26 protein-coding genes and 2 tRNA genes are annotated in these 24,206 nt (G+C 54.5%); 22 read left to right on the top strand and 6 right to left on the bottom strand.

Annotated elements, in window-relative coordinates:
• The first annotated feature begins 125 nt into the window (after nucleotides 1–125).
• The 11 genes from ybgC (at nucleotide 126) to nadA (ending at nucleotide 8,370) form a co-directional block, all read left to right on the top strand.
• Nucleotides 126–593, top strand: a complete 468-nt coding sequence (gene ybgC / locus AC1ME2_RS06225; protein ID WP_480439919.1) for a tol-pal system-associated acyl-CoA thioesterase — start codon at nucleotides 126–128, stop codon at nucleotides 591–593.
• Nucleotides 583–1,278: a protein TolQ gene (gene tolQ, locus AC1ME2_RS06220; RefSeq protein WP_480439918.1), complete on the top strand. Its 696-nt coding sequence runs from the start codon at nucleotides 583–585 to the stop codon at nucleotides 1,276–1,278. Before ybgC ends, tolQ begins: the two co-directional genes overlap by 11 nt.
• Nucleotides 1,279–1,301: 23 nt before the next feature.
• The gene (tolR, locus tag AC1ME2_RS06215) at nucleotides 1,302–1,757 is read left to right on the top strand and encodes a protein TolR (RefSeq protein WP_480442024.1); all 456 of its coding nucleotides are present in this window, start codon (nucleotides 1,302–1,304) and stop codon (nucleotides 1,755–1,757) included.
• Nucleotides 1,757–2,836 carry a cell envelope integrity protein TolA gene (gene tolA, locus AC1ME2_RS06210; RefSeq protein WP_480439917.1) on the top strand — a complete coding sequence of 360 codons (1,080 nt, stop codon included), beginning with the start codon at nucleotides 1,757–1,759 and terminating at the stop codon, nucleotides 2,834–2,836. Before tolR ends, tolA begins: the two co-directional genes overlap by 1 nt.
• Before the next feature lie 47 nt (nucleotides 2,837–2,883).
• A complete protein-coding gene (tolB, locus tag AC1ME2_RS06205) occupies nucleotides 2,884–4,134 on the top strand; it encodes a Tol-Pal system beta propeller repeat protein TolB (RefSeq protein WP_480439916.1) in 1,251 nt (416 codons plus the stop codon).
• 52 nt (nucleotides 4,135–4,186) lie between these two features.
• The gene (gene pal, locus AC1ME2_RS06200) at nucleotides 4,187–4,687 is read left to right on the top strand and encodes a peptidoglycan-associated lipoprotein Pal (RefSeq protein ID WP_480439915.1); all 501 of its coding nucleotides are present in this window, start codon (nucleotides 4,187–4,189) and stop codon (nucleotides 4,685–4,687) included.
• Nucleotides 4,688–4,693: 6 nt separating this feature from the next.
• Nucleotides 4,694–5,527, top strand: a complete 834-nt coding sequence (gene ybgF / locus AC1ME2_RS06195) for a tol-pal system protein YbgF (protein ID WP_480439914.1) — start codon at nucleotides 4,694–4,696, stop codon at nucleotides 5,525–5,527.
• Between the two features lie 185 nt (nucleotides 5,528–5,712).
• Entirely contained in the window at nucleotides 5,713–6,360 is a 648-nt protein-coding gene (gene queE / locus AC1ME2_RS06190) for a 7-carboxy-7-deazaguanine synthase QueE (RefSeq protein ID WP_480439913.1), read from the top strand.
• A 16-nt stretch (nucleotides 6,361–6,376) separates the two neighbouring features.
• The gene (queC, locus tag AC1ME2_RS06185) at nucleotides 6,377–7,051 is read left to right on the top strand and encodes a 7-cyano-7-deazaguanine synthase QueC (RefSeq protein ID WP_480442022.1); all 675 of its coding nucleotides are present in this window, start codon (nucleotides 6,377–6,379) and stop codon (nucleotides 7,049–7,051) included.
• Nucleotides 7,052–7,109: 58 nt separating this feature from the next.
• Nucleotides 7,110–7,185, top strand: a tRNA-Lys gene (locus tag AC1ME2_RS06180).
• 126 nt (nucleotides 7,186–7,311) lie between these two features.
• Nucleotides 7,312–8,370: a quinolinate synthase NadA gene (gene nadA, locus AC1ME2_RS06175; RefSeq protein WP_480439912.1), complete on the top strand. Its 1,059-nt coding sequence runs from the start codon at nucleotides 7,312–7,314 to the stop codon at nucleotides 8,368–8,370.
• A 59-nt stretch (nucleotides 8,371–8,429) separates the two neighbouring features.
• Here the strand turns inward: nadA and AC1ME2_RS06170 are convergent, their stop codons facing one another.
• Nucleotides 8,430–9,863 (bottom strand): M48 family metallopeptidase, encoded by a 1,434-nt coding sequence (locus AC1ME2_RS06170; protein WP_480439911.1) that lies wholly within the window; start codon nucleotides 9,861–9,863, stop codon nucleotides 8,430–8,432.
• A 153-nt stretch (nucleotides 9,864–10,016) separates the two neighbouring features.
• Here AC1ME2_RS06170 and AC1ME2_RS06165 point away from each other — a divergent pair, with 153 nt between their 5' ends.
• Both AC1ME2_RS06165 and AC1ME2_RS06160 read left to right on the top strand, forming a co-directional pair.
• Nucleotides 10,017–10,268, top strand: a complete 252-nt coding sequence (locus tag AC1ME2_RS06165) for a sulfurtransferase TusA family protein (RefSeq protein WP_480439910.1) — start codon at nucleotides 10,017–10,019, stop codon at nucleotides 10,266–10,268.
• Between the two features lie 65 nt (nucleotides 10,269–10,333).
• Complete coding sequence (locus AC1ME2_RS06160; RefSeq protein ID WP_480439909.1) at nucleotides 10,334–11,404, top strand: AI-2E family transporter; 1,071 nt, start codon at nucleotides 10,334–10,336, stop codon at nucleotides 11,402–11,404.
• A 65-nt stretch (nucleotides 11,405–11,469) separates the two neighbouring features.
• On the opposite strand, the gene AC1ME2_RS06155 is transcribed toward AC1ME2_RS06160, so the two are convergent.
• Together AC1ME2_RS06155 and AC1ME2_RS06150 are read right to left on the bottom strand one after the other, a co-directional pair.
• Nucleotides 11,470–11,943 carry a peroxiredoxin gene (locus tag AC1ME2_RS06155; protein WP_480439908.1) on the bottom strand — a complete coding sequence of 158 codons (474 nt, stop codon included), beginning with the start codon at nucleotides 11,941–11,943 and terminating at the stop codon, nucleotides 11,470–11,472.
• Nucleotides 11,944–11,953: 10 nt separating this feature from the next.
• Nucleotides 11,954–12,517, bottom strand: coding sequence for a glycine cleavage system transcriptional repressor (locus AC1ME2_RS06150; protein ID WP_480439907.1), 564 nt, complete (start codon nucleotides 12,515–12,517; stop codon nucleotides 11,954–11,956).
• Nucleotides 12,518–12,843: 326 nt separating this feature from the next.
• Between AC1ME2_RS06150 and dapA the strand changes: the two genes are divergently transcribed.
• The 8 genes from dapA (at nucleotide 12,844) to AC1ME2_RS06110 (ending at nucleotide 19,110) form a co-directional block, all read left to right on the top strand.
• Nucleotides 12,844–13,722 carry a 4-hydroxy-tetrahydrodipicolinate synthase gene (gene dapA, locus AC1ME2_RS06145; RefSeq protein WP_480439906.1) on the top strand — a complete coding sequence of 293 codons (879 nt, stop codon included), beginning with the start codon at nucleotides 12,844–12,846 and terminating at the stop codon, nucleotides 13,720–13,722.
• 17 nt (nucleotides 13,723–13,739) lie between these two features.
• Nucleotides 13,740–14,855, top strand: coding sequence for an outer membrane protein assembly factor BamC (gene bamC / locus AC1ME2_RS06140; protein WP_480439905.1), 1,116 nt, complete (start codon nucleotides 13,740–13,742; stop codon nucleotides 14,853–14,855).
• Complete coding sequence (locus tag AC1ME2_RS06135; protein ID WP_480439904.1) at nucleotides 14,856–15,614, top strand: MBL fold metallo-hydrolase; 759 nt, start codon at nucleotides 14,856–14,858, stop codon at nucleotides 15,612–15,614. It abuts the gene before it with no gap.
• Nucleotides 15,615–15,662: 48 nt separating this feature from the next.
• Entirely contained in the window at nucleotides 15,663–16,373 is a 711-nt protein-coding gene (gene purC / locus AC1ME2_RS06130) for a phosphoribosylaminoimidazolesuccinocarboxamide synthase (protein ID WP_480439903.1), read from the top strand.
• A gap of 94 nt (nucleotides 16,374–16,467) precedes the next feature.
• Nucleotides 16,468–16,557: transfer RNA gene (locus tag AC1ME2_RS06125), tRNA-Ser, on the top strand.
• Nucleotides 16,558–17,159: 602 nt separating this feature from the next.
• On the top strand, nucleotides 17,160–17,885 hold the full coding sequence (locus AC1ME2_RS06120) for a hypothetical protein (RefSeq protein ID WP_480439902.1): 726 nt from the start codon (nucleotides 17,160–17,162) through the stop codon (nucleotides 17,883–17,885).
• Between the two features lie 167 nt (nucleotides 17,886–18,052).
• Nucleotides 18,053–18,358: a panthothenate synthetase gene (locus tag AC1ME2_RS06115; RefSeq protein WP_480439901.1), complete on the top strand. Its 306-nt coding sequence runs from the start codon at nucleotides 18,053–18,055 to the stop codon at nucleotides 18,356–18,358.
• 506 nt (nucleotides 18,359–18,864) lie between these two features.
• Complete coding sequence (locus AC1ME2_RS06110; RefSeq protein WP_480439900.1) at nucleotides 18,865–19,110, top strand: hypothetical protein; 246 nt, start codon at nucleotides 18,865–18,867, stop codon at nucleotides 19,108–19,110.
• Nucleotides 19,111–19,264: 154 nt separating this feature from the next.
• Here AC1ME2_RS06110 and AC1ME2_RS06105 read toward each other — a convergent pair whose 3' ends face one another.
• The 3 genes from AC1ME2_RS06105 to AC1ME2_RS06095 form a co-directional block, all read right to left on the bottom strand.
• Nucleotides 19,265–19,546, bottom strand: coding sequence for a hypothetical protein (locus AC1ME2_RS06105; protein WP_480439899.1), 282 nt, complete (start codon nucleotides 19,544–19,546; stop codon nucleotides 19,265–19,267).
• 442 nt (nucleotides 19,547–19,988) lie between these two features.
• Nucleotides 19,989–20,765, bottom strand: a complete 777-nt coding sequence (locus AC1ME2_RS06100) for a WbqC family protein (protein ID WP_480439898.1) — start codon at nucleotides 20,763–20,765, stop codon at nucleotides 19,989–19,991.
• 866 nt (nucleotides 20,766–21,631) lie between these two features.
• Nucleotides 21,632–22,192, bottom strand: a complete 561-nt coding sequence (locus AC1ME2_RS06095) for a cytochrome b/b6 domain-containing protein (RefSeq protein WP_480439897.1) — start codon at nucleotides 22,190–22,192, stop codon at nucleotides 21,632–21,634.
• 315 nt (nucleotides 22,193–22,507) lie between these two features.
• Between AC1ME2_RS06095 and AC1ME2_RS06090 the strand changes: the two genes are divergently transcribed.
• Nucleotides 22,508–24,196: an NAD-dependent malic enzyme gene (locus tag AC1ME2_RS06090; RefSeq protein WP_480439896.1), complete on the top strand. Its 1,689-nt coding sequence runs from the start codon at nucleotides 22,508–22,510 to the stop codon at nucleotides 24,194–24,196.
• Nucleotides 24,197–24,206 lie beyond the last annotated feature (10 nt).

The following is a 24,206-nucleotide window of genomic DNA, read 5'->3' as shown; positions in this document are numbered from 1 at the left end:
CACCGATTTATTTCGGTTTTTGGTGGTCTGACAGGCTGATGCGCCGATCTGGTTGGCAATTAGCTGAAAAACAATGAAAAACAGTTGCCTGGCGGATTGGCAATCTGAGGAGTAAGCACTAGAGTATGCGCGCGCAAAACACGGTTCAGTCGTTCGCACATCGCTGTCGCGTTTATTACGAGGACACCGATGCTGGCGGCATCGTTTACTACGTCAACTATTTAAAGTTCATGGAGCGGGCTCGAACCGAGCGGCTACGGGAGCTGGGCTTTGCCCAGTCGCAGCTTGCTGGGGAGAACCTGCTGTTCGTCGTTCACTCCTGCGAGGCGCGCTATCACAAGCCGGCGCGATTGGACGACGAGCTTTTGATAAGCGCAGAGGTCATTGAATTGAACCGTGCCAGCCTGCGATTTCGACAGCAGGTCAGGCTGGCTGCGGATGAAACGCTGCTCTGTGAGGGGCAGTTCCTGGTGGCGTGTGTACGCGCCGATAGTTTGAAACCCCGGGCCATTCCCGAAGCTTTGCGTGCGGCCTTTGCCGACCAGGGCGGCGTGGGTACACATTTAGAGCAGGAGATAAAGCGTGGAAGCTAACGTCGTCGACCATTCCTCCATGTGGAGTATGGTCAGCAATGCCAGCATCGTTGTTCAGTTGGTAATGTTGATCCTGATGGGTGCTTCAATCACCTCATGGATCATGATTTTTCAGCGCAGCAATCTGCTGCGTGCGGCTCGTCGTGCACTGGAGAGCTTTGAAGAGCGCTTCTGGTCGGGTATCGATCTGTCCAAGTTGTACCGTCAGGCAGGCAGTAATCCAGACCCCGATTCGGGCGTTGAGCAAATTTTTCGCGCCGGCTTCAAGGAATTCTCCCGTCTGCGTCAGCAGGCAGGCGTCGATCCAGACGCAGTCATGGAAGGCGTGGCGCGAGCCATGCGTGTGGCGATTTCCCGTGAGGAAGAGAAGCTGGAGCAAAGCTTGCCCTTCCTGGCGACCGTTGGCTCCACCAGCCCCTATATCGGGTTGTTCGGTACCGTTTGGGGGATCATGAACTCCTTCCGTGGCCTGGCTACCGTCCAGCAAGCTACCTTGGCGACCGTTGCTCCGGGTATTTCCGAAGCCCTGGTTGCGACCGCTATTGGTCTATTCGCCGCTATCCCGGCAGTAATCGCCTACAACCGTTTTGCTGCTCGCGGTGAGCTGTTGATTAGCCGTTACTACACGTTCGCCGATGAGTTCCAGGCGATCCTGCACCGTAAAGTGCACACCAGCGAAGAGTGAGCAGGTAATCCCTAATGGCTTTAATCGCTCGAGTTCGCCGCAAACGCCGCAAGCCGGTTGCCGAAATGAACGTGGTGCCTTACATCGACGTGATGTTGGTGCTGCTGGTCATTTTCATGGTCACCGCGCCAATGCTCAATCAGGGCGTGAAAGTCGACCTGCCCAAAGTCTCCAGCGAGGCTTTGCCGCAGGACAATAACACCCAGGTTCTGACCATTTCGATCAAAGCTGACAAGACCTATTACTGGAATCTTGGCAGTGAAGTCGATACCGACAAGCAGATGGACAAAGCCATGACGTTGGCACAGATGACCAGTGCGGTGACCAAAATCATTAGCGCCGGTCGTGAAGGTGGCAAGCAGACCCAGGTCTTTATCCGTGGCGACAAAACCGTTGATTACGGCTCAGTAATGGGCGCAATGGGCGGGCTGCAGAAAGCAGGGGTCGGGAATGTTGGCTTGATTACCGAGGCGCCCTGATGCACCAACAGCGAGAGCCGTCCGCCTCGGAAAGCTACTTCTGGCCTAGCATCTGGGCTGTGGCGCTGCACATCCTGGTATTTGGCATGCTCTTTGTCAGCTTTGCCATGACCCCAGATCTGCCGGAAGCCAAGCCTATCGTTCAGGCGACCCTGTACCAGTTGAAGTCCAAGAGCCAGGCGACGACTCAGACCAATCAGAAAATTGCCGGTGAGGCGAAGAAAACGGCTGCTCGGCAGACTGAAGTCGAGCAGATGGAAACGAAAAAAATCGAGCAGCAAAAGCAGGAAGCTGTGAAAGCTGCGGAACAAAAGAAAGAAGACGAGGCTCAAAAAGCCGAAGAACAAAAAGCTGAAGAAGCGCAGAAGGCAGATGAGGCCAAAAAAGCCGATAGTGCCAAGAAAGCTGACGAGGCTAAAAAGACCGCTGATGCTAAAAAGGTCGAAGAGAAAAACCTGGCTGATGTAGCCAAGAAGAAAGCCGAGGAAGACGCAAAGAAAAAGGCCGAAGAAGACGCGAAGAAAGCCGCGGCTGAAGATGCCAAGAAACAGGCTGCCGATGACGCGAAAAAGAAAGTCGCGGAAGACGCCAAGAAAAAAGCCACTGACGACGCGAAGAAGAAAGCCACCGACGACGCCAAGAAAAAAGCGACTGCCGATGCCGCCAAAAAGGCAACAGAGGCTGCACGCAAATCTGCGGAAGACAAGAAGGCGCAAGCCTTGGCTGAATTGCTCTCCGATAAAACGGAGCGGCAACAGGCGCTGGCAGATGAGCAGGGCGATCAGACGGCGGGCAGCTTTGACGATCTGATTCGTGAGCGTGCTGCTGAGGGTTGGGCTCGTCCACCGTCGGCGCGCAAGGGTATGAAAGTGGTGCTACAGATCAATATGTTGCCGGATGGTACGCTGACTTCGGCCACTGTTCTCAAGGGTAGTGGTGACGCGCCTTTCGATAACTCGGCAGTGGCGGCGGTCAAGAATATTGGTCGTTTGACAGAGATGCAGGGTCTGAAACCGGCCGATTTCCAACCCTATCGTTCATTCAAGATGACATTCACACCAGAGGATCTAGCCCCGTGATTAACTTTCTTCGAGGACTGCTTGTCGTTCTCTGCTGTGCAGCGGGAATGGTTGCCGCAGATGAAAAAAACATCATGGTCACAAGCGGTAGTGACCGTGCCACTCCGATTGCCGTTGTGCCTTTTGGCTGGCAGGGCGGCAACGTGCTGCCTGAGGATATGTCGGAAATCATCAGTAATGACCTGCGCAACTCAGGCTATTACTCGCCGATCCCCAAGCAGAACATGATCAGCTTGCCGACCTCGGCCAGTGAGGTCATCTATCGCGATTGGAAGGCGCTCGGTGCTCAGTACTTGATGGTAGGCAGCATCGTTCCCTCGGGCGGTCGCCTGCAGATCCAGTACGCACTGTTCAACGTTGCGACTGAGCAGCAAGTGCTGACCGGTAATGTCTCTGGCACGACCGATCAATTGCGCGACATGGCGCACTACATCGCTGACCAATCGTTCGAGAAACTCACCGGTATCAAGGGTGCTTTCTCGACGCGCATGCTGTACGTCACTGCCGAGCGCTTCTCGGAAAACAATACGCGTTTCACCCTGCAGCGTTCGGATTACGACGGCGCACGTGCTGTGACTCTGCTGCAATCGCGTGAGCCGATCCTGTCGCCGCGTTTTGCTCCGGATGGCAAGCGTATCGCCTATGTGTCGTTCGAACAGAAGCGTCCGCGTATTTTCGTCCAGCACATCGACACGGGTCGCCGTGAACAGATCACCAACTTCGAAGGCCTGAACGGTGCGCCTGCGTGGTCTCCGGATGGCAGCAAGCTGGCATTCGTGCTTTCCAAAGACGGTAACCCGGAAATTTACGTGATGAACCTGGCCTCGCGTCAATTGACTCGCGTGACCAATGATCCAGCGATCGATACCGAACCGTTCTTCGGCAAGGATGGTTCGACGATCTACTTCACGTCTGACCGTGGTGGCAAGCCACAGATATACAAAACTAGCGTCAACGGCGGCGGCGCCGAGCGTGTGACCTTCATCGGTAACTACAATGCCAACCCTAAACTGTCGGCCGATGAAAAGACGTTGGTAATGATTCACCGTCAGGATGGCTTCACAAACTTCAAGGTAGCAGTGCAGGATTTGCAGCGCGGTACGGTAAAAACCCTCACAGATAGCAACCTTGATGAGTCGCCTACTGTCGCACCCAACGGCACCATGGTAATCTACGCCACCCGCCAGCAGGGCCGGGGAGTCTTGATGCTCGTGTCCATTAATGGACGCGTAAGGCTCCCGCTTCCTACCGCTCAAGGCGAAGTCAGAGAACCTTCCTGGTCCCCTTACCTGAACTGACGCGGCGCTACACGTTTTACTTAACACACTGGGGTTCATTAGGAGTTTCAAGATGGAAATGCTGAAGTTTGGTAAATTTGCTGCGCTGGCTCTGGCCATGGCTGTAGCTGTAGGTTGCTCGTCTAAAGGCGGCGACAATGCCGGTACAGGCGCTGCTGTAGATCCAAACGCTGGTTACGGCGCTAACACTGGTGCTGTTGACGGCAGCCTGAGCGAAGAAGCTGCTCTGCGTGCAATCACCACCTTCTACTTCGAATACGATAGCTCGGACCTGAAGCCAGAAGCCATGCGCGCTCTGGATGTTCACGCTAAAGACCTGAAATCCAACGGCGCTCGCGTCGTTCTGGAAGGCAACACCGACGAACGTGGTACTCGTGAGTACAACATGGCACTGGGCGAGCGTCGTGCGAAAGCCGTTCAGCGTTACCTGGTACTGCAAGGTGTTTCCCCAGCCCAGCTGGAATTGGTTTCCTACGGCGAAGAGCGTCCAGTTGCTACCGGCAACGACGAGCAGTCCTGGGCTCAAAACCGTCGCGTCGAACTGCGTAAGTAATTTGACATGCGAACGTGCCGACGTGCTTTAACCGCTTTGGCCCTCACCCTTCCGCTTTTTGCGTGGGGTGCGGTTCCTGTGGTAGATGATAATTCTGGCTCCGGTAGCAGCAACAGTTATCCGCCAGCGGGTTATGGCACGTCCGGCGCCTATGCCGGGGGAGGGGTTACGACCCCTGCCTCGGCACAGGGTCAGCTGTTCATGCAGTTGCAACAAATGCAGGACGAAATCGCACGGTTGCGTGGTGTGGTTGAGGTTCAGCAAAACGATATCCAGCGCATGAAGCAGGAAGCACTGGAGCGTTATCAGGAGCTCGACCAGCGCATTAACGCTGGAGCTGGAGCAGGCGGTGCACCCGCTGCGGCAGCTACCAATAATTCCCAAACCAGTGGCGATGTGAATGCCGGTGGTACGCCTGCGGCGCCTGCAAGTCAGGCACCTGCAGCAAGTTCGGAACCGGGTGATCCGGCGAAGGAAAAGATCTATTACGACGCTGCCTTCGATCTGATCAAAGCCAAGGATTTCGACAAAGCCAGTCAGGCTTTCTCGGCTTTTTTGCGCAAATACCCGAACAGCCAATATGCGGGCAACGCTCAATACTGGTTGGGTGAAGTGAATCTGGCTAAAGGCGATCTGCAAGGTGCAGGTCAGGCCTTTGCCAAAGTGAGTCAACTGTATCCCAAGCATGCCAAAGTGCCGGACTCGCTCTACAAGCTTGCAGATGTTGAGCGACGCCTCGGTCATACCGACAAGGTCAAAGGCATCTTGCAACAGGTTGTCTCTCAATACCCTGGCACTTCGGCTGCACAGTTGGCACAGCGTGATCTGCAGCACATGTGATGTGCTGCTCGCCGATGAAGCTGATCGCTGATTAAAGAAAGCCGCGCTTGTCGCGGCTTTTTTGTTAGAATCTCGCACCCGAAATTCCGGTAATACCTACGCTTCTCTGAATCATGCGGATGCAGGTTCGTTGAAGTGCCTAACGGAGGCGGACGGCCTGTTTAGCTGTTATGCCCGTGGCTCATATGCAAGACACATTACGAATCACCGAAGTTTTTTACTCGTTGCAGGGTGAAACACGCACAGCGGGCTTGCCTACTGTCTTTGTGCGTCTCACCGGCTGCCCGTTGCGTTGTCAGTATTGCGACAGCGCCTACGCTTTCAGCGGCGGCAGCGTCCAGACCCTCGATGCAATCCTCGAGCAAGTGGCCGGTTACCGTCCTCGCTATGTCTGCGTGACGGGCGGCGAGCCCTTGGCCCAGCCCAATGCAATCCCTCTGCTCAAGCGCCTTTGTGATGCTGGTTACAATGTGTCGGTGGAAACCAGCGGCGCTCTGGATATCTCAGCGGTCGATCCGCGCGTCAGTCGTGTTGTCGATCTCAAGACGCCGGGCTCCAAAGAAGTCGGGCGCAATCGCTACGAGAACATCGAGCTGCTGACGGCTAACGATCAGGTCAAATTCGTGATTTGCTCGCGTGAAGACTACGACTGGGCAGTGTCCAAGCTGATTCAGTACGGCCTGGACCGGCGTGCTGGCGAAGTATTGTTCTCTCCGAGTCATCATGATTTGAAGGCGCGGGACCTGGCTGACTGGATCGTTGCCGATAACCTGCCGGTACGTCTGCAAATGCAGTTGCATAAAATCCTCTGGGACGATGAGCCGGGGCGCTGATATGAGTGATTTACAGATGACTGAAAAAAGAGCGGTAATCCTGCTATCTGGTGGTCTGGATTCGGCGACGGTGGTGGCGATGGCCCGTGCCGATGGCTACACCTGTTACACCATGAGTTTCGACTACGGTCAGCGTCATCGTTCCGAGCTGGACGCGGCGGCACGCGTTGCTCGTGATCTTGGCGTGGTAGAGCACAAGGTCATTGGCCTTAACCTGAACGGTATAGGTGGTTCGGCGTTGACGGACAGCTCCATCGCCGTCCCTGAGTCGCTTGGCGAAGGCATTCCGGTGACTTACGTGCCGGCACGCAATACTGTCTTTCTCTCTCTGGCGTTGGGTTGGGCTGAAGTGTTGGGTGCTCGGGATATCTTTATCGGCGTCAACGCTGTGGATTATTCCGGTTATCCAGACTGTCGTCCCGAATTTATCGAAGCATTTGAACGCATGGCCAATCTCGCGACCAAGGCTGGCGTGGAAGGGCAGGGCTTTACTATTCAGGCGCCGCTGCAAAACTTGAGCAAGGCCGACATCGTCAAGGCGGGTATGCGTCTGGGTGTCGATTACGGGCTGACCGTTTCCTGCTATCAGGCCGATGATCAGGGCCGTGCATGCGGTAAATGTGACAGCTGCCGCCTGCGCGCAGACGGCTTTGCAACGGCCGGTGTAGCCGACCCAACTCGCTATTTTTAATTTAATTTCATATTAGTGTTGAATTAATCATAGAAATCAGTAATATACGCACCACGTCGGGTCGTTAGCTCAGTTGGTAGAGCAGTTGGCTTTTAACCAATTGGTCGTAGGTTCGAATCCCACACGACCCACCACTTTTTATGTCGACGTATTTATAAAGCTGGAAGGCCCATGAAAATGAGGATTTCCGGCTTTTTTTTTGCGTCTTTTTCAGGTGTACACTCGACATCCGCGCACAAGCGCATTGAGGTCCAGCGAACATGACGCAGATTTCAGAACGCCTTCTGGTCCAGGCCCATCTCGATGCCAAGCAGCCTAAAGTGCTGAGCGTCGAAGAAGAAGCCCATTACCGCGCTGCGATTGCTGCCGAGCTAAAGGTGCAAGACGCGGTGCTGGTCGCCCACTACTACTGTGACCCCGTTATCCAGGCCTTGGCTGAGGAGACTGGCGGCTGTGTGTCCGACTCATTGGAGATGGCGCGTTTTAGTAATCAGCATTCGGCAAAGACTGTGCTGGTCGCGGGGGTGCGTTTCATGGGGGAGACGGCAAAAATTCTCAACCCGGAAAAGCGGGTATTGATGCCGACTTTGGAAGCAACGTGCTCCCTGGATCTGGGCTGCCCGGTCGATGAGTTTTCGGCGTTTTGCGATCAGCACCCTGAGCGCACTGTGGTGGTGTATGCCAATACTTCGGCGGCGGTCAAAGCCCGTGCAGATTGGGTCGTGACCTCAAGTTGCGCATTGGAAATCGTCGAAAGCCTGATGGATAACGGCGAAAAAATCATTTGGGCCCCAGACAAGCACCTGGGCCGTTACATTCAACGCGAAACCGGCGCCGACATGCTGCTTTGGGACGGTGCCTGCATCGTTCATGAAGAGTTCAAGTCCAAGCAGCTGGAAGATATGAAGGCCCTTTACCCGGATGCTGCGATTCTGGTTCACCCCGAATCCCCGGAATCAGTGATCGATCTGGCTGATGCTGTCGGTTCGACCAGCCAGTTGATCAATGCTGCGCAAACCTTGCCGAACAAAATGTTTATTGTGGCGACTGATCGCGGCATTTTTTACAAAATGCAGCAACTGTGCCCTGATAAGATTTTCATTGAAGCGCCAACGGCGGGTAACGGCGCAGCATGCCGCAGTTGCGCGCATTGCCCCTGGATGGCGATGAATACCCTTGAGCGCACCTTGCAGTGCCTTCGTGAGGGCAGTAACGAGGTTTTCGTCGACCCGGCACTGATTCCTCGGGCCTTGCGACCACTGCAGCGCATGCTGGACTTCACGCACGCGGCACGTATGAAATTGTCAGGTAATGCCTGATTCAAACGTGAAAAAAGCCCGACCATTGAGTCGGGCTTGATTTGTGCGGGAAATCGTACTTAATTCATCATTTCCTTGAGCATGCGCTCTTGTTCGATCAGTTCCTTCTGCCGCGCATCAATGCGTGAGGCTAGCTGGAAGTTGTTGTTCGAGCGGCGCTTGGCGAACTCCAGTTGTTGCTGAGCTTGTTTGTAGTCGCCGGTCAGTGCAAAGAATTCTGCGCGCGCCTGATTCGAGCCAACCATATCGCCGGACAGGCCGCGGGTGTCCGCAACGAGACTCCAGATGTCCGGGTCTGCGGGACGGGCCTTCAATAGCACTTCAAGCGCTTTTTCGGCTTCGGCAGGGCGGTTTTGCTTGAGCAGCAAATCCACGTGGTTCTGGTTCAGTGGATAATTGTCCTGGTACAGCGTCAGCATCCGGTCGCCCCGCTGCCTGGCGTCGGCCATTCGGTTGTTTGCGGCATCCAGCTCGATCTGCGCCAGGTTGTATGTGATGTCGTTCGGGTCTTTAGCCAGCAGCGGCTTGAGATTTTCCCGCGCCTCGTTGAGTTGCCCGCTTTTGATCTGGGCGATGGCCAGGCCGTAGCGCGCGGCCTCGGATTTTGGATTTTCGTCGAGCTGGGCACGAAAGCGTTTTGCGGCGATTCCGGGTGTTTCTTCATAAAAAAGCGCGGCACGTGCGCGCATCAGTTGATAACGAATGCTGTCCTCTTTGCCGCCGACTTTTTCCTGTTCGGCGCGGTTGCGGGTATCGGCAATACGCGATTCGGTGACCGGGTGGTCCAAAAGAAATTCTGGTGGCCTGGCGTCAAAGCGGTACTGGCGCATCAGTCGCTCGAACATGTTGGGCATTGCTCGAGGGTCGTAGCCAGCCTTCTCCAGATTGATGACGCCGATACGGTCTGCTTCTTGTTCATTTTGCCGCGAGAAGCGCTGTTGCTCCTGGATCGCCGCCGCTTGAGAACCCATGATCGTCGCGATGCCTGCGTCACCTGCGCCTGCTGCCGCGATAACGATCCCGGCCAGCATGGCGGCCAGGACGGGAACCTGCATGTGTTGTTGTGCTTCGAGGCCGCGAGCGAAGTGGCGTTGAGACAGGTGAGCCAGTTCGTGAGCCAGAACCGCAGCCCATTCAGCCTCGGTCTGGGCGTTGAGAAACAGCCCGCCATTGACCCCAACTATCCCACCGGGTGCGGCGAATGCGTTCAGCTCCTTGCTGTTGATCAGGATGAACTCCAGGCGCCGATCCTGTAGCTGACTGGTTTCAGCCAAGCGATACACCGTGGTTTCGACGAAGTCCTTAAGCTGCGGATCGGACAGTTGCGCGACTTGACCACGCAGCATGCTCAGCCAAGCGCGACCCAGTTGGTGTTCTTGTTGCGGGGAGACGATGGCAGAACTGGCGTCGCCGAGTGACGGCAGATCGTCGGCGAAACTCGGCGAGGCGAGCAGGCAAGCGAGCGTCAGCAGGGTAGGGCGCAGAAATTTCATGCATGGAGCTCTCGGCAATCAAAGAGCCCTTACTGTAGCTGGCTCAATGGCTTGCTGACCAGAGTGGGGTATTCTTGCAATTCTGTATGAAACTTCCGTCGCAGCTGTTTGACGGCTTTCGCGTGATTCGATGTGCCTGTCCGGAGAGAAACGATGTCTGATGCTGTAGAGCGGTCCGAAGCCTGTGACGCGGAGCTTGATGCCAGCGGCCTGAATTGTCCGCTACCGCTGCTCAAAGCCAAGCTGGAGCTCAATCGTCTGGCCAGTGGCGCGATCCTCAAAGTCATCGCTACAGATGCAGGTTCTCAGCGCGATTTCCGAACGTTTGCCAAGCTTGCGGGCCATACCTTGCTCCATGAAGAGGTTGAAGACGGTGTTTATCGTTATTGGTTACGCAAAGCCTGAGTACTGTCCGCAGTAATTTTTTCAATATTGATTGTTACCAATAATGACCGCCTGAAGGATTCTTGATGTTCAAAGTGCTACGCGACTGGATTCAGCGCTACTTCTCCGATGAGGAGGCGGTGGTGTTGGCGGTATTGCTGGTTCTGGCGTTCACGGTTGTCTTGACGCTGGGTGGCATGCTTGCGCCCGTGTTGGCGGGGTTGGTGCTGGCATTCCTCATGCAGGGCGTGGTCAGCTTCCTGGAGCGTCTGCATGTGCCGGAAGTGGGCGCGGTCGGGTTGGTGTTCACCTTGTTCATGGGTGCGTTGCTGGTGATTTTGCTGGTGTTGGTGCCGTTGCTCTGGCATCAATTGATCACCCTGTTCAACGAGCTGCCGGGCATGCTTGCCAAGTGGCAATCGCTGTTGTTGCTGCTGCCCGAGCGCTACCCGCATATTGTTTCAGATGAGCAGGTGCTCCAGGCCATTGAGGCTGCGCGCGGGGAAATCGGCAAATTCGGCCAATGGGCGCTTACGTTTTCACTGTCTAGCCTGCCACTGTTGGCCAACATCATGATCTACCTGGTACTGGTACCGATCCTGGTGTTCTTCTTCCTCAAAGACCGCAACATGATCGGCCAATGGTTTCGCGGTTACCTGCCGCGTGAGCGCGCCCTTATCACCCGCGTGGCTCAGGAAATGAACCGGCAGATCGCTAATTACATTCGCGGAAAGGTTATCGAGATATTCGTCTGCGGAGGCGTTACGTATATAGCGTTCGTCGCGCTGGGGCTCAATTACGCGGCTTTATTGGCGATGCTGGTCGGCTTATCGGTGGTCGTGCCGTATGTCGGTGCGGTGGTTGTTACAGTGCCGGTAATGTTGATCGCCCTATTTCAATGGGGCTGGAGTGACCAGTTCATTTATTTGATGGCGGTCTACGGTGTGATCCAGACGCTTGATGGCAATGTGCTGGTGCCGCTGCTGTTTTCGGAGGCAGTCAATCTGCATCCGGTCGCGATCATCTGCGCAGTGTTGCTGTTTGGCGGGCTGTGGGGCTTCTGGGGCGTGTTCTTCGCGATTCCGCTCGCTACCCTGTTCAAGGCCGTGCTCGATGCCTGGCCGCGCAATGAGCCCACTGTGTCGCCCTTGCTGTAAGCATCGTGACGCTTTCGCTGCAAGCTACTTCAATGTGTGCTGGCAGCGAATTTCTTCTACGGCAATCAGCCGTTATTCAAACGCTGAGCGTGTTCAAGCACGGCAGCCACATGGCCGGGCACTTTTACGCCACGCCACTCTTGACGTAATACACCCTCCTTGTCGATCAGAAACGTACTGCGATCAACGCCAAGGTATTCCTTGCCATAGAGTTTTTTCAGTTTGATCACGTCGAACAACTGGCACAGGGCCTCGTCCTTGTCCGAAATCAATTCGAACGAGAACGCCTGCTTGAGCTTGAAGTTTTCGTGAGATTTCAAGCTGTCGCGTGACACGCCGAACACGGTGGTGTTGGCCGCTTCGAACGCAGCCTGTTGATCACGAAACCCCTGACCCTCAGTGGTGCAGCCCGGCGTGCTGTCTTTGGGGTAAAAGTAAATCACCACCTGCCGGCCCTTGAGCCCGGTCAGGCTGATGGTCTGTCCGCTGGTGGCCTGCGCCTGAAAGTCGGCGACAGGTTGGTCTAAAACTACGGCCATTGATGTTTCCTTACATGGGAGCCTGTGGGCGCCAAGGTTCGATCAGTGCATCAAGATTCAAAGCATCAGCGAAATCGAGGAACTGATCACGCAACCAGCTGATCTGGACACCGGCAGGCAAGGTGACGGTGAAGGTCGCATTGAGCATCGTGCCGCCTGTCTGAGGCGCCTGATAGGTATCGCAGATGAGGTTTTCCAGCTCGACGTTGTGGTCGATGAAGAACTGGCAAAGCTCATTGATGATATCCGGACGGTAAGCCGAACTGACGTAAGCCACATAAGGCAGCGCCTCAGGACGGCTTTCGGGGCTGGCGCTTCGCACGACACTGACGGTGAATGCATGCTTTTTCGACAGGTTGGGCAAGCCTGTTTCCAGGCGAGCCAGGGCATCCCAGCTGCCTGAAACCTGAAGAATCAGCGCACTGTATTCGCCATGACGAGTCAGACGTGAGCTCACCACTGAACAGCGGTTTTCATGACTGGCGCGGCACAGCACGTTGGTCAGCTCCATTGGGTTGGCGCCAAGGGCACTGATGACAAGGAATTGTTCGCGAACTGTGGGGATGGACGACATGCAGCATTCCTAAGCGATGAGCGGTCAGTACGTATATTGGCATGCGCGGCCGATTTGACAATCTCTTCGCCTCCGACCTCAACCCGAGCCCCGACGCTGCTTGCCTGCATGGCAGGGCCATGATGGGTTGCGACGACGTTGGCGCATGGGTTCTGGCGACAAAATTGACCGATTTAACGAGCTGCGCAGGTGACCAGTACGGACCAAAGATAGGAGGGTAGCGAAAAGCATCGCTCAGGGGAATGCTCGTAGCGTGGTACTTCGCTTGTACAAGCCTGATGGCGCCAGTACCATTACCGCTCTCTTTTTCCGGCAGGAGCGGTTGCATGATTGCGGGCAGCATGGTGGCACTGGTCACACCTATGGATGCAAAAGGTCGTCTTGACTGGGACAGCCTGAGCAAACTGGTGGACTTCCACCTGCAAGAGGGCACCAACGCCATTGTTGCGGTCGGCACCACTGGTGAGTCGGCCACACTCGACGTCAGCGAGCACATCGAAGTGATTCGTCGCGTGGTAGCTCAAGTTGCAGGGCGTATCCCGGTTATAGCGGGTACAGGCGCGAATTCCACTCGCGAAGCGGTCGAGCTGACCACCAATGCGAAAAACGCCGGCGCTGACGCGTGCCTGCTGGTTACGCCTTATTACAATAAGCCGACGCAGGAAGGGCTGTATCAGCACTTCAAGTTCATCGCCGAAGCAGTCGATATTCCGCAGATTCTTTACAATGTGCCAGGCCGTACGGCGTGCGACATGTTGGCGGATACCGCCGTGCGTTTGTCCATAGTGCCGAACATCATCGGCATCAAGGAAGCCACGGGTGATTTGCAACGCGCCAAAGACATCCTCTCGCGCGTAAGCAGTGACTTCCTGGTGTATTCCGGTGATGACGCCACTGCAGTCGAACTGATGTTGTTGGGTGGTAAAGGCAATATCTCGGTGACCGCAAACGTGGCCCCGCGTGCCATGAGCGATCTGTGTGCTGCGGCCATGCGTGGCGATGCAGTCACGGCACGGGCGATTCACGAAAAGCTGATGCCGCTCAATAAAACCCTGTTTATTGAATCTAACCCTATTCCCGTGAAATGGGCGCTGCATGAGATGGGCTTGATACCAGACGGTATCCGTCTGCCGCTCACCTGGCTCAGCGAGCCTTGCCACGAAACGCTGCGACAGGCCCTGCGCCAGTCCGGCGTATTGGTTTAATGAGGAAGTATTACGCAATGAAGCGAATGGCCGGACTTTCCGCACTTGCCTTGATTATCTCCAGCACCAGCGGTTGCGGTTGGCTGTGGGGTCAAGATGGTTACTTCCGTGATCGCGGCAGTGATTATCTGGATTCGACCCAGGTGGCGCCTATGCAAGTGCCTCCTGACGTAGCAGTCAGCAAGCATCTCGACCCACTGCTGCCGATTCCTCGCAACGTGGCTGACGAGAAGGTCAAAGGCGAATATGTAGTCCCTCGTCCGCAGGCATTGTCTGCTACTGCCAATTCCAGCGATTTCAGTCTGCAAAAAAGCGGTGATTCTCGTTGGATTCTGGCACAGCGTGCGCCTGCTGAAGTTTGGCCGATAGCGCATCAGTATTTCGAAGACAATGGTTTCCGGGTTGCCGAAGATCGTCCGCAGACGGGTGAATTCAACACCGGCTGGCAGCGTATCAACGAGCTTTCCGCCACAATGGCCCAGCGCCTGAGCGCCAGCGGTGCATCTGCTGACTCGGAAACGCGTGTGCGTGTTCGTATCGAGCCCGGCGTGCAGCGCAACACCAGTGAGATTTATGTCGTCAGCGTCGATCGTCCTGCTGGCAGCACAGCCAATACCGATTTCCCGGCGCGTACCACCAATCTGGGTCTCGATTCGGCTCTGACCGATGACTTGCTCGCCAACATGAGCCGCAGCGCTGCGAAGGGCGGGTCGGTTTCCCTGCTGGCAGCGCGCGACTTCGATACCCCGAGCCGCGTTGCTTTGAGCGTCGACGGTAGTGGTAACCCGGTACTCAACGTCGGTACTGATCTGGACCGTGCATGGTCCAGTGTTGGTCGCGCGCTGGATCGTGGTGAGTGGCGCGTCGAAGACATCAACCGTAGCTTGGGCCTTTACTACATCAACCTCGCAGAAAAGGCACAGAAGCCTGAAAACGAACCTGGTTTCTTCGGTCGTCTGTTTGGTAGCAAGCCAGCCAAGGAAGAAATCGAAGCCCGTGCTGATCGTTATCAGGTTCGCTTGAGCAAAGTGGGTGAAAGCGTACAGGTGACTGTCGAGAAGAACATCAATACCGTAGCGCCTGCCGATGTAGCGCGCCGCATATTGGGTGTCATTCAAGATAACCTCGGTTAAGTGCGCTTTGCTGTTCTAGGCAGTGGTAGCCGAGGGAATGGCACGCTGGTAGCAAGCAATGACACGTATGTGCTGGTAGATTGCGGTTTTTCTTTACGAGAAACCGAGCGGCGCCTGGCACGTCTGGGTGTCCGCCCTGATCAGTTGAGCGCCATTCTGGTGACCCACGAACATGCCGACCACGTGCATGGCGTGGGTTTACTCTCACGGCGTTACAATCTGCCTGTCTACCTCAGCAGCGGCACCCTTCGCGGGATGCGCAAGCCTATAGAGGCTACGGGGTTTCTGTCGGGCGGTCAGGCGTTGCAGTTGGGGGCGCTAAGCATCGATGTGGTGTCGGTAGCTCACGATGCCCTTGAGCCGACGCAGTTTGTGTTCAGTGACGGTCAGCGCCGATTCGGTCTGCTGACCGACCTTGGCTCTTACGGCTCCTCGGTGCTACAGAGTTACGGCGGCCTGGATGCTTTGATGATTGAAGCGAACCACTGCCGCGATATGCTGGCCAGAGGTCGTTACCCGTACTTTTTGAAGGAGCGGGTGGGCGGCGAACTGGGACATTTGAACAATCATCAGGCTGCCAATCTGGTGAGCGAGTTGGGATGGCAAGATCTACAGCATCTGGTGCTGGCCCATCTCAGTAGCAAGAACAACCTGCCGCAGCTGGCCCGGCAATGTTTTGTCGACACCCTTGGGTGCGACCCGGACTGGCTGCAAGTGGCCGATCAAGATTCAGGGCTCGACTGGCGACATATCGCCTAGTGTCCCAAACGGGGCGTCTGGCCCAACAACTTAGCAAGCGGAGCCATCATGGAAAAACGTGCAGAACTCTACCGCGGCAAAGCCAAATCGGTGTACGCCACCGACGACGCTGACCGCTTGATCCTGCTGTTTCGCAACGACACCTCGGCGTTCGACGGCAAGCGTATTGAACAGCTCGACCGCAAAGGCATGGTGAACAACAAGTTCAATGCCTTCATCATGCAAAAGCTCGAAGAAGCGGGTATTCCAACCCAATTCGACGCGCTGCTGGGTGATAACGAATGCCTGGTCAAGAAACTCGACATGATCCCGGTCGAATGCGTCGTGCGTAACTACGCTGCAGGCAGCCTGGTCAAACGCTTGGGTATCGAAGAGGGCACCAAGCTCAATCCTTACACCTTCGAGTTGTTCCTCAAGGACGATGCCAAGGGCGATCCGTTCATCAACGAATCCCATGTCGTGGCGTTCGGTTGGGGCACCGCCGAACAACTGGTTCGCATGAAGGAACTGTCTCTCCAGGTCAACGAAGTCCTGAGCAAATTGTTCGACGCCGCTGGCCTGCTGCTGGTCGACTTCAAACTCGAATTCGGCGTATTCCACGGCCAAATCGTCCTCGGCGACGAATTTAGCCCGGACGGCTGCCGCCTGTGGGACAAAGAAACCCGCAAGAAAATGGACAAAGACCGCTTCCGCCAAGGTCTCGGTGATGTCATCGAAGCCTACGAAGAAGTCGCAAAACGCCTCGGCGTACCGCTTTAACGCAAAAAAGTTACGCAAGCGCCTGATAGCACGCGAAAATTTCCTTCGCAGGGGGTTCGCCTTCTGCACCTGAGCTGTTATCATGCGCGCCGTTGGAGAGATGCCAGAGTGGCCGAATGGGACGGATTCGAAATCCGTTGTACTGGCGACAGTACCTAGGGTTCGAATCCCTATCTCTCCGCCATTATTGAATAAGACAAAGCCCCTGTAATCGTTGAAGATTACAGGGGCTTTTTCGTTTCTGTCATATTGATTAGGGCATTTTTAGGGCATAAACGGTGCCCTGCATGCTGCTCTAGTCCGCTTAAACCTCAGCATTTTCGAAACAATACCCGCCATGCTCTCGGCGTCCCCCGTATCCATCTTCCTCTTTTTGCCTGCGTTCGACGGGTGGGAGGAAAACTTAGCGCGCAAGCTCTCCTGGTCGCATGGTCAATCGTCTGCCAGTTATTGGCTTGAACGACGAGCCTGGGCCAGGTCAGATGCTGTCGCTCTGCTGAACGGTCTTCACATTATGACGTCGACGAAATCATGAGCTCACTTGAGCCCATTCTCAAATGGCACAATGACATGAGCCTTCGAATGCTTGCCTGTTTTGTCTCTAATGGCGGTTCATGGGCTCCATTGCGCAGGTTGAAGTGAGCTTACAAACCCCAAGCCGTACACGGCATGTTGGGGTTAGCAGTTATTTACGATGATCGTACTGCCATCGGCAAGAGTCACCCGCTTCACTCGTTCGGTTAGTCTCAAATGGACTTGCCAAGTCAGATATTCAGGGAAAATGTGATGCTTAAAAAACTATCTGCCGCTGTGCTTGGTTTGATGTGCTGTTCGGCGTATGCCCAATCGGTCGATGCGCCGCCCTTAACGGCTGGTGATAGCTGGGTCTATGCCGAAACAGTGGAAACTGGGCCACAAGGTTTCTCGAGCAAGAACACACTGATTACGGTCGAACGCGTTGACAGCCACAACGTGCTGATCAGCGCCAAGCAGGACGGGTCTAACCAGGCACCGGTTGAAAGCATGGTGGGCCTGGACTGGAGTCGCTCCCGTGATATCAACGGTAAGCAGCAAGTGATCAATCGCCCGTTCGAGTTTCCCTTGAGCCAAGGCAAGAAATGGACGGTCGAATACACCGAACTAAACCCTAACCCGCTGCGCTCTAGCGAGACCTTTCATAACGACTTCGTCGTAACGGGTTGGGAATATGTCCAGGTGCCAGCGGGCAAGTTCATGGCGCTGAAGATCGAATCCGAAGGTCAGTGGTCGGCGGTGCTGGCGCCCGTTGCGGTAGGCGGTGTGCAGGCCGTGGCGACACCGGGTAGGGTAACAACGGTCTCAAATGCTCAACGTATAGCGCCACGCGCTATTAGTGGCCGCCTGTACAAAGCCTTCTGGTATGTGCCATCCGAAAAGCGCTTTGTAAAGGCAGTTGAAGAGTATTACGACATCAAAGGTGTCCGCTCGCAGCGCTTCACTGAGGAGCTGAAGTCGTCCAAGATGGCTGGCTGATACTTCGTAATCTCCAAGCACCGCCTCATCGTCTTCATGACCGCCCGTAACCCTACAAGGGCAGTAGCTCGCGTTTGGCTATTCTTAGGGATACGGACCGCTGGCGCTGTTGAATGCATGTCAGGCGGCATGAGAGCACGGCAGCACGTTGAAAGGAGAACTGAACGATGAAGATGCTACTGACGGTCGAGTTCCCTCATGAGCCCTTCAACTCCCTCGTCAGGGCCGGAAAGGTGGGCGAGATTATTGGGCGTATCCTGGAAAGCATCAAGCCGGAGGCGGCGTACTTTACTGAGAACGACGGAAAGCGGGGTGGGATCTTCGTGATCAATGTACAAGATCCATCCGACGTTCCTGCTTTTGCGGAACCCTTTTTTCTCAACTTCCAGGCTAACTGCAGGTTCCGCCTTGTGATGACCCCACAGGATCTGCAAAAGGCTGGACTGGAGGAACTCGGGAAGACATGGGGATGAGGGTCGCTCAGCGAGCCGCTGTAGGCGGCCCGCTGAGCACTTGTCCTTCTCCTTTGAGGCGAGCGTGGGAAGCACCGTGCTATTGCCATGAACATAATCTGGCTGACGACGGGATCTCGTCGGACGTGGTCCGGGTATAGCACCTAAGCTGATAAAGGTAGGACGAAAAAATATTAGACCGGTAAAGCGTGCTTTGATAAAACGATGTTGCTCGGCCCCACCTTGAACTAGTCGGCAGGAAACAGGGTGGTAGGCGGGTGACCACAACTCCATTTGTCTAAATGGGTGTCCGGTTTCATTAGACCACTACATCTGGCCAACGGCTGCTTCAGCACACGCGCATCGGGCTCATTGATCTCTTTTACTCCCTCCCACCAGCGCCGCACGTTCGATTCTCTCGATTTTTCAGTACGTGAGCCTTCATAGGGCCTTGCCGGTTGGCGTGATTTGAATTTTTGGGCTAATGATTAAGGTTGAGAACATCACCGGGTATCAGGGAGAGCGAAATGGGATCAGTAGATAGGCCGCACCCAATTGATTACGTCCATCCAGACGGCAGAGAGGCAATGATTGATTTCGAATGGGGCGATCCAGGTGATCCGATCCCCAAAGGGCTTCGTATTACCGTGAAGTACGCCGAGGACAATATTCATAATTTTCATGAAAAAGCGATTTATAAGAGCTTCGAGGATGCAAGAAAACAAGGCATCAAGTTGGCGACCAATATGATTGATCAGGCCGACCGGCTGTAGGTTTATCGACCCGCCAACGCTTACAGCGCAGTGGGTGAGGGTGGGGGTGGCGAGAGGGGACTAAGCAAGGCCGGCACATTCCCGTGCCGGCGCTGGAAATAAGGTGGGTGGAACGGCAGGCATCCCTATTAAAGCCTTTCCACTCTGAGCGCCTCTAGTGTAAAGACTGTTTTGCTGATTTTTCAGCGGTTTTATCGATAGAACTCAGGATGCTTTTTATTCGTTGCCACTCCACGCGCGCTTCGACGTATTTGTTTTCGGCCTTTCTTTTTGCTGTTGAAAATTCGTTCCAGACTTCTGGGCTTAACGTTTCTTTCTTAAGCAGTGAATAGGCATGATCATCGAGCTGATCGGCCTCAAAAAAAAGTTGATTGCTCCTGATTGCTGCTTCTTCCCACGTCACACCGGTAGCTTTCTTAAATTTATCGTGAATCATTCTGAGCTCCTTTTTTCAATCTCGAAGGGTCGTTCTGTCTCGGATTTAACCCTTCGTTGGGTGAAAAATTTCACCTTCTGAATCTTCCTGGTAAAGACGACAATTCGCTCCTAAGCGACGTCCATAGGCGATCATTTTTACACTGAATTAAACAAAATTGAATGGTTCTCGCCAGCTCTGCGATAGGTGGTTTCCGCAGCTCTAGCTCGCACTTTTTGCGCTACTTGAGAGCGTCTTCCTTTGCGATATTTTGGTTTTTCAGGAGCGGTATCGCCAGCACCACCGGCATGGGCACTGTATGGATCGTCGAATTTACTCCAGAAACTGGACACGCTATTTTCGACACCCGCGCGGGAGCTGTTGCCCCCCCGTTAGCCTTGAAGACATTGCAGGAGCCTGTGAGGAAGGTCGTTGGCGGAGTCGCGCAGCAAAGCAAACGACTTCATCGATAGGAGGTGGTCTCTGAAGAAACTAAGTCAATGAAATTCGCCTCTTTGACATGAGGAGTACCGGCTTCAAGTGAGAATTTTTTCAGGTGTTGGCCTATGCCTTCAACGCTATTGAACATCATGACATCAATGATAGACAGGTTAGGGACGAAAGATGACTTTAGCTGTGAGTAGGAGATGGCATGCATGCGGTGAAATTTCAATTTTAAGCTTTTTTGTGAGAAATATTTAGAGCAATACAAGTCCCGTCCTCCGGTGGGATTAATATACGTCGCTCCACCCAGCGCCTTCATGGTTAGAATCACACGATCCTGATGGTCCGTTGGGGCCGGTAGTTGTAGTTTTGATGAAATGACGATCGGAGTGGTTAATCTCAAGTAGGCACATATTTCGCGAATAGAGTTTTCCGAATACAGCGCCAGATTTTTTTGTGGGTAGCGCATGATTTTCTCAAGCAGCGGAAGCACATCGTCGCGGAACGGTGCATGGGAGTAAGTCATCCCGATGGTCTTGAGTAAAGGAGTGATTTCATCCTGGAAATTATCGCTCAGGTAGCGCTCATTGATATTCAAGCCATGATGATCTTTTTTTAAGGGGAAGGTAATAAGTCTGGATTCCCCATTATTTAGAATGCGGTTTCTATTGATCCAGCCATCCTTTACGTATTGAAGATCGTCCCCCAAAACAAAAATATCTGCGGCAGCGATCAGTTGAAAATAACCCAGGTAAGGGAATAGATAAGGTTGCATCATTGCAATTGTATGATTCATACGCTTACACCCTGTAGTCGAGAGTAATAAATCTGCACTAATCCTGCGCAGATAGAGCGTTGTCCCTCGCGGACGACAACAATTTTGATGCACGATGCTACCGCCCAGCCAAGACGTTATCCGTGCCGGCGACTGCTTAGGGCAGAATAAAATGGTGTGACAGGCAGTGTTTAGAGTTTTTATAAGACGTTCGCTCGGAAAGCTAACCTCTCTTAATTTCTATGATCGATTTACAGTGTAGCGCAATGGCAGAAATATCAAGGGTTCATAGGGGGAGTTTACAAATGGTATGGGTGTGCATTCGATTGGATGTATTTACTGTAAATAGATAGCTATTTGGGTGTATGTTTGTGGCGGCGCTGATACAAAAATGGTGGCAGCGGTGACCGAGTGATAACGAACTATTGTGGGTGCTAAAGCAAGTAAGACACTTCGTTGGTCCATGAGCGTTGGGCGCTATGAACTTTTAGACAGGGCTTCACAAAGCTGGTCTACCCTCATTACTCACGTCTGGGTATTTGCAGTCAGGCGCCCATTCAAAAAGGAGTTTGACCGTGGCGATTGGTGATCGATTGATAGGCTGGAGCAAGCGCTGGGACCTGTTCGGTCGCCAAGTAATATGCGCTCAATGCATGATGGCGCAGGATGTAGATGAGGCCAAGAAACCGTTTTCGCATGATCCACACTGCGCAAAGAGCTGTCACCCAGATCAACAGCCATGGCGTGAGTTGGCCGAAATCCTGGGGGCGTTTCCGGAACTTATTTCCGGGGCTTAACGGGGCGGGAATTTAAAGTTTTGCTCGGTTGGCATGCAGCAGGGTCAGGAGGTGTCTGATCCTTTCCTGGACCCGGGAGTAGATGGCCAGCTATCGCTGCCTACGCATACGACGCAGCACCGACCGTCCTCTGATCTGGTGTTGGATAACCGCGGCTATATGCAGCACCAACAGTCCTGCAAGCAGAACGCACGATGCATGATGTAAAACCTTCAGGTCTGCCAATGCAGTCGGTGAATGCACAAGCTGCGGGAAGGGCAGAGTGGCGAGCAAAACGATGGGGTGGTTCATCATTAAAACGCCGGTCACCAGCACGCCCGTAACAGACAGATAGATCATGCCGTGTGTCAGCGCCGCGATTTTTTTCTGGGTGCGCCCTTTGCGGTCAGTTGATTCGGGCAAGGCTTTTATGTACAGCCATACGCGCCATATGAAAACAGGGATAAAGAGTGTCGCGACCTGAGGATTGACGCTTTCGACCCACTGCCGAAATGGAGAGCTCGGTGGCAGTAACGTCACGCCGAACCCGCTGAGGGTGGCCCAAATGATGACCACTGCGGACACCCAATGCAGGTAGATACGAGGCGCGGAATAAGGCTTCTCCTCATCAATGTTCAGGGTGGCAGTTGGCGTGTCATTGAGGGCTTTCATTGCAATCTCGGAGAGTACCCATTGTTGAGAAGGAGATTGATTCGTCTTTCCGTTGCGATACTACTCCAGCGATGAGCGGCCCGTACACTAGATTGTGAAGGTGACTTGAGCCTATACCAGCGCTGCAACCTCCACCGTCATCAAGTTGTACGATGATCACGCTCCTGCAATGGCTTGACCGCGAGTAAGATAAGCACCGCAATCTCGTTCCTTGAGTTTGCTGAGGTGGGTTGAATAGAGAGCTGTCAGGCTCCGGCTGTCCGCCTTGGTTCGTATCGAAATTTCAGAGTAAACAGAAAAAGGCGATCACTGAAAATGAGCAAAACCTCGCGTCCTTTATATATTTCCTACGCTGGACCTTCCCTGCTGGAGATGCCGCTGCTGAACAAGGGCAGTGCTTTCACGCCGCAAGAAAGGATTGAGTTCAACTTGATCGGGCTGTTGCCGCAGAACGTGGAGACGATCGAAGAGCAAGTGGCTAGGGTCTTCAATCAGTACAACCAATGCGTCAGCGATCTCGACAAGCACATTTATTTGCGCTCGATTCAGGACAACAACGAGACGTTGTTCTTCCGTCTGCTCGACTCGCACCTGGATGAAATGCTGCCGATCATCTACACGCCCACGGTCGGCCAGGCGTGTCAGGAGTTCTCGAAAATCTATCGCACGCACCGGGGACTGTTTATCTCGTATCCGGAACGCGACCGTATCGACGACATCCTGCGCAGTGCGACCAAGGACCAGATCAAGATCATCGTGGTGACTGACAGCGAGCGAATTCTGGGTCTGGGTGACCAAGGTATTGGCGGCATGGGTATCCCGATCGGCAAATTGTCGCTTTACACCGCGTGCGGCGGGATCAGTCCGGCCTACACGCTGCCGATTGTGCTCGACGTCGGTACCAACAACCGCGAGTTGCTGGATGACCCGATGTACATGGGGTGGCGCCATGAGCGGGTAACAGGTCAGCAGTACGAAGATTTCGTCGCGATGTTCATCGAGGCGGTGCAGCGTCGCTGGCCTGATGTGCTGTTGCAGTTCGAGGACTTCGCCCAATCCAATGCCATGCCGTTGCTGGAGAAGTACAGGGATCAACTGTGCTGCTTCAACGATGATATCCAGGGCACCGCTTCGGTCGCGGTGGGCACGTTGCTCGCGGCATGCAAGGCCAAGAATGAGACGCTTGGCGAGCAGGTAGTGGTGTTTGTGGGTGCCGGTTCCGCAGGTTGCGGTATTGCCGAACACATTATCGCCGCGATGCAGATACAAGGGCTGAGCGAGAGCGAAGCACGCAAGCGCATATTCATGGTCGATCGCTACGGTTTGCTGACCGAAGACATGACCGGCCTGCTGGGTTTCCAACAGCGCCTGGCGCAAAAAAACGGAGATGTAGCGGGTTGGGCAGGCAGCGAAGCATTCCCGCAATTGCTGGACGTTGTTGCCCATGCCAACGCCACCGTCATGATTGGTGTGTCAGGGCAGCGGGGCTTGTTTACCGAGCAGGTAATCCGCGAAATGCACAAGCATTGCGCCAAGCCATTGGTGATGCCGATGTCGAACCCAACCTCGAAGGTCGAGGCTACGCCTGAGGAAATCCTGCGCTGGACCGATGGCAATGCCTTGGTTGCTACGGGCAGCCCGTTTGCTCCGGTATCGATCAACGGCCGCACGGTCCATATCGCCCAATGCAACAACTCTTATATTTTTCCCGGGATTGGCTTGGGCGTCATCGCAAGCAAAGCCTCGAGAATCACCGATAAGATGTTGATGGCCGCGTCCAACGCTTTGGCAGAGTGCTCGCCGATGGTGACCGGTCTGGGTGATGCGGTACTGCCGCCGCTCAAGGACATTCAGGAAGTCAGCAAAAAAATAGCCTTGGCCGTCGCCAAGCAGGCTCAGGCTGATGGCATGGCGCTGGAAACGTCGGAAGAGATTTTGCTCGCGGCCATCGAGCGCAACTTCTGGATACCTGACTACCGGGATTATCGTCGCAAGTCTGTTTGATCGTCACCCG

This window comes from Pseudomonas sp. ASL9, from assembly GCF_056680335.1.
The sequence above is the reverse complement of the archived record's forward strand: the minus strand, read 5'-3'. Positions and strand labels throughout refer to the sequence as shown.

Excerpts from the sequence above, each read along its gene's own strand:
- queC (WP_480442022.1), top strand. The coding sequence starts at position 6,377 with ATGACTGAAAAAAGAGCGGTAATCCTGCTATCTGGTGGTCTGGATTCG.
- AC1ME2_RS06170 (WP_480439911.1), bottom strand. The coding sequence starts at position 9,863 with ATGAAATTTCTGCGCCCTACCCTGCTGACGCTCGCTTGCCTGCTCGCC.
- bamC (WP_480439905.1), top strand. The coding sequence starts at position 13,740 with ATGAAGCGAATGGCCGGACTTTCCGCACTTGCCTTGATTATCTCCAGC.
- AC1ME2_RS06100 (WP_480439898.1), bottom strand. The coding sequence starts at position 20,765 with ATGAATCATACAATTGCAATGATGCAACCTTATCTATTCCCTTACCTG.
- pal (WP_480439915.1), top strand. The coding sequence starts at position 4,187 with ATGGAAATGCTGAAGTTTGGTAAATTTGCTGCGCTGGCTCTGGCCATG.
- AC1ME2_RS06120 (WP_480439902.1), top strand. The coding sequence starts at position 17,160 with ATGCTTAAAAAACTATCTGCCGCTGTGCTTGGTTTGATGTGCTGTTCG.
- AC1ME2_RS06105 (WP_480439899.1), bottom strand. The coding sequence starts at position 19,546 with ATGATTCACGATAAATTTAAGAAAGCTACCGGTGTGACGTGGGAAGAA.
- AC1ME2_RS06150 (WP_480439907.1), bottom strand. The coding sequence starts at position 12,517 with ATGTCGTCCATCCCCACAGTTCGCGAACAATTCCTTGTCATCAGTGCC.
- AC1ME2_RS06160 (WP_480439909.1), top strand. The coding sequence starts at position 10,334 with ATGTTCAAAGTGCTACGCGACTGGATTCAGCGCTACTTCTCCGATGAG.
- ybgC (WP_480439919.1), top strand. The coding sequence starts at position 126 with ATGCGCGCGCAAAACACGGTTCAGTCGTTCGCACATCGCTGTCGCGTT.
- AC1ME2_RS06090 (WP_480439896.1), top strand. The coding sequence starts at position 22,508 with ATGAGCAAAACCTCGCGTCCTTTATATATTTCCTACGCTGGACCTTCC.
- AC1ME2_RS06110 (WP_480439900.1), top strand. The coding sequence starts at position 18,865 with ATGGGATCAGTAGATAGGCCGCACCCAATTGATTACGTCCATCCAGAC.
- dapA (WP_480439906.1), top strand. The coding sequence starts at position 12,844 with ATGATTGCGGGCAGCATGGTGGCACTGGTCACACCTATGGATGCAAAA.
- AC1ME2_RS06165 (WP_480439910.1), top strand. The coding sequence starts at position 10,017 with ATGTCTGATGCTGTAGAGCGGTCCGAAGCCTGTGACGCGGAGCTTGAT.
- ybgF (WP_480439914.1), top strand. The coding sequence starts at position 4,694 with ATGCGAACGTGCCGACGTGCTTTAACCGCTTTGGCCCTCACCCTTCCG.
- AC1ME2_RS06155 (WP_480439908.1), bottom strand. The coding sequence starts at position 11,943 with ATGGCCGTAGTTTTAGACCAACCTGTCGCCGACTTTCAGGCGCAGGCC.
- tolB (WP_480439916.1), top strand. The coding sequence starts at position 2,884 with ATGGTTGCCGCAGATGAAAAAAACATCATGGTCACAAGCGGTAGTGAC.
- tolA (WP_480439917.1), top strand. The coding sequence starts at position 1,757 with ATGCACCAACAGCGAGAGCCGTCCGCCTCGGAAAGCTACTTCTGGCCT.
- queE (WP_480439913.1), top strand. The coding sequence starts at position 5,713 with ATGCAAGACACATTACGAATCACCGAAGTTTTTTACTCGTTGCAGGGT.
- AC1ME2_RS06095 (WP_480439897.1), bottom strand. The coding sequence starts at position 22,192 with ATGAAAGCCCTCAATGACACGCCAACTGCCACCCTGAACATTGATGAG.
- nadA (WP_480439912.1), top strand. The coding sequence starts at position 7,312 with ATGACGCAGATTTCAGAACGCCTTCTGGTCCAGGCCCATCTCGATGCC.
- AC1ME2_RS06115 (WP_480439901.1), top strand. The coding sequence starts at position 18,053 with ATGAAGATGCTACTGACGGTCGAGTTCCCTCATGAGCCCTTCAACTCC.
- purC (WP_480439903.1), top strand. The coding sequence starts at position 15,663 with ATGGAAAAACGTGCAGAACTCTACCGCGGCAAAGCCAAATCGGTGTAC.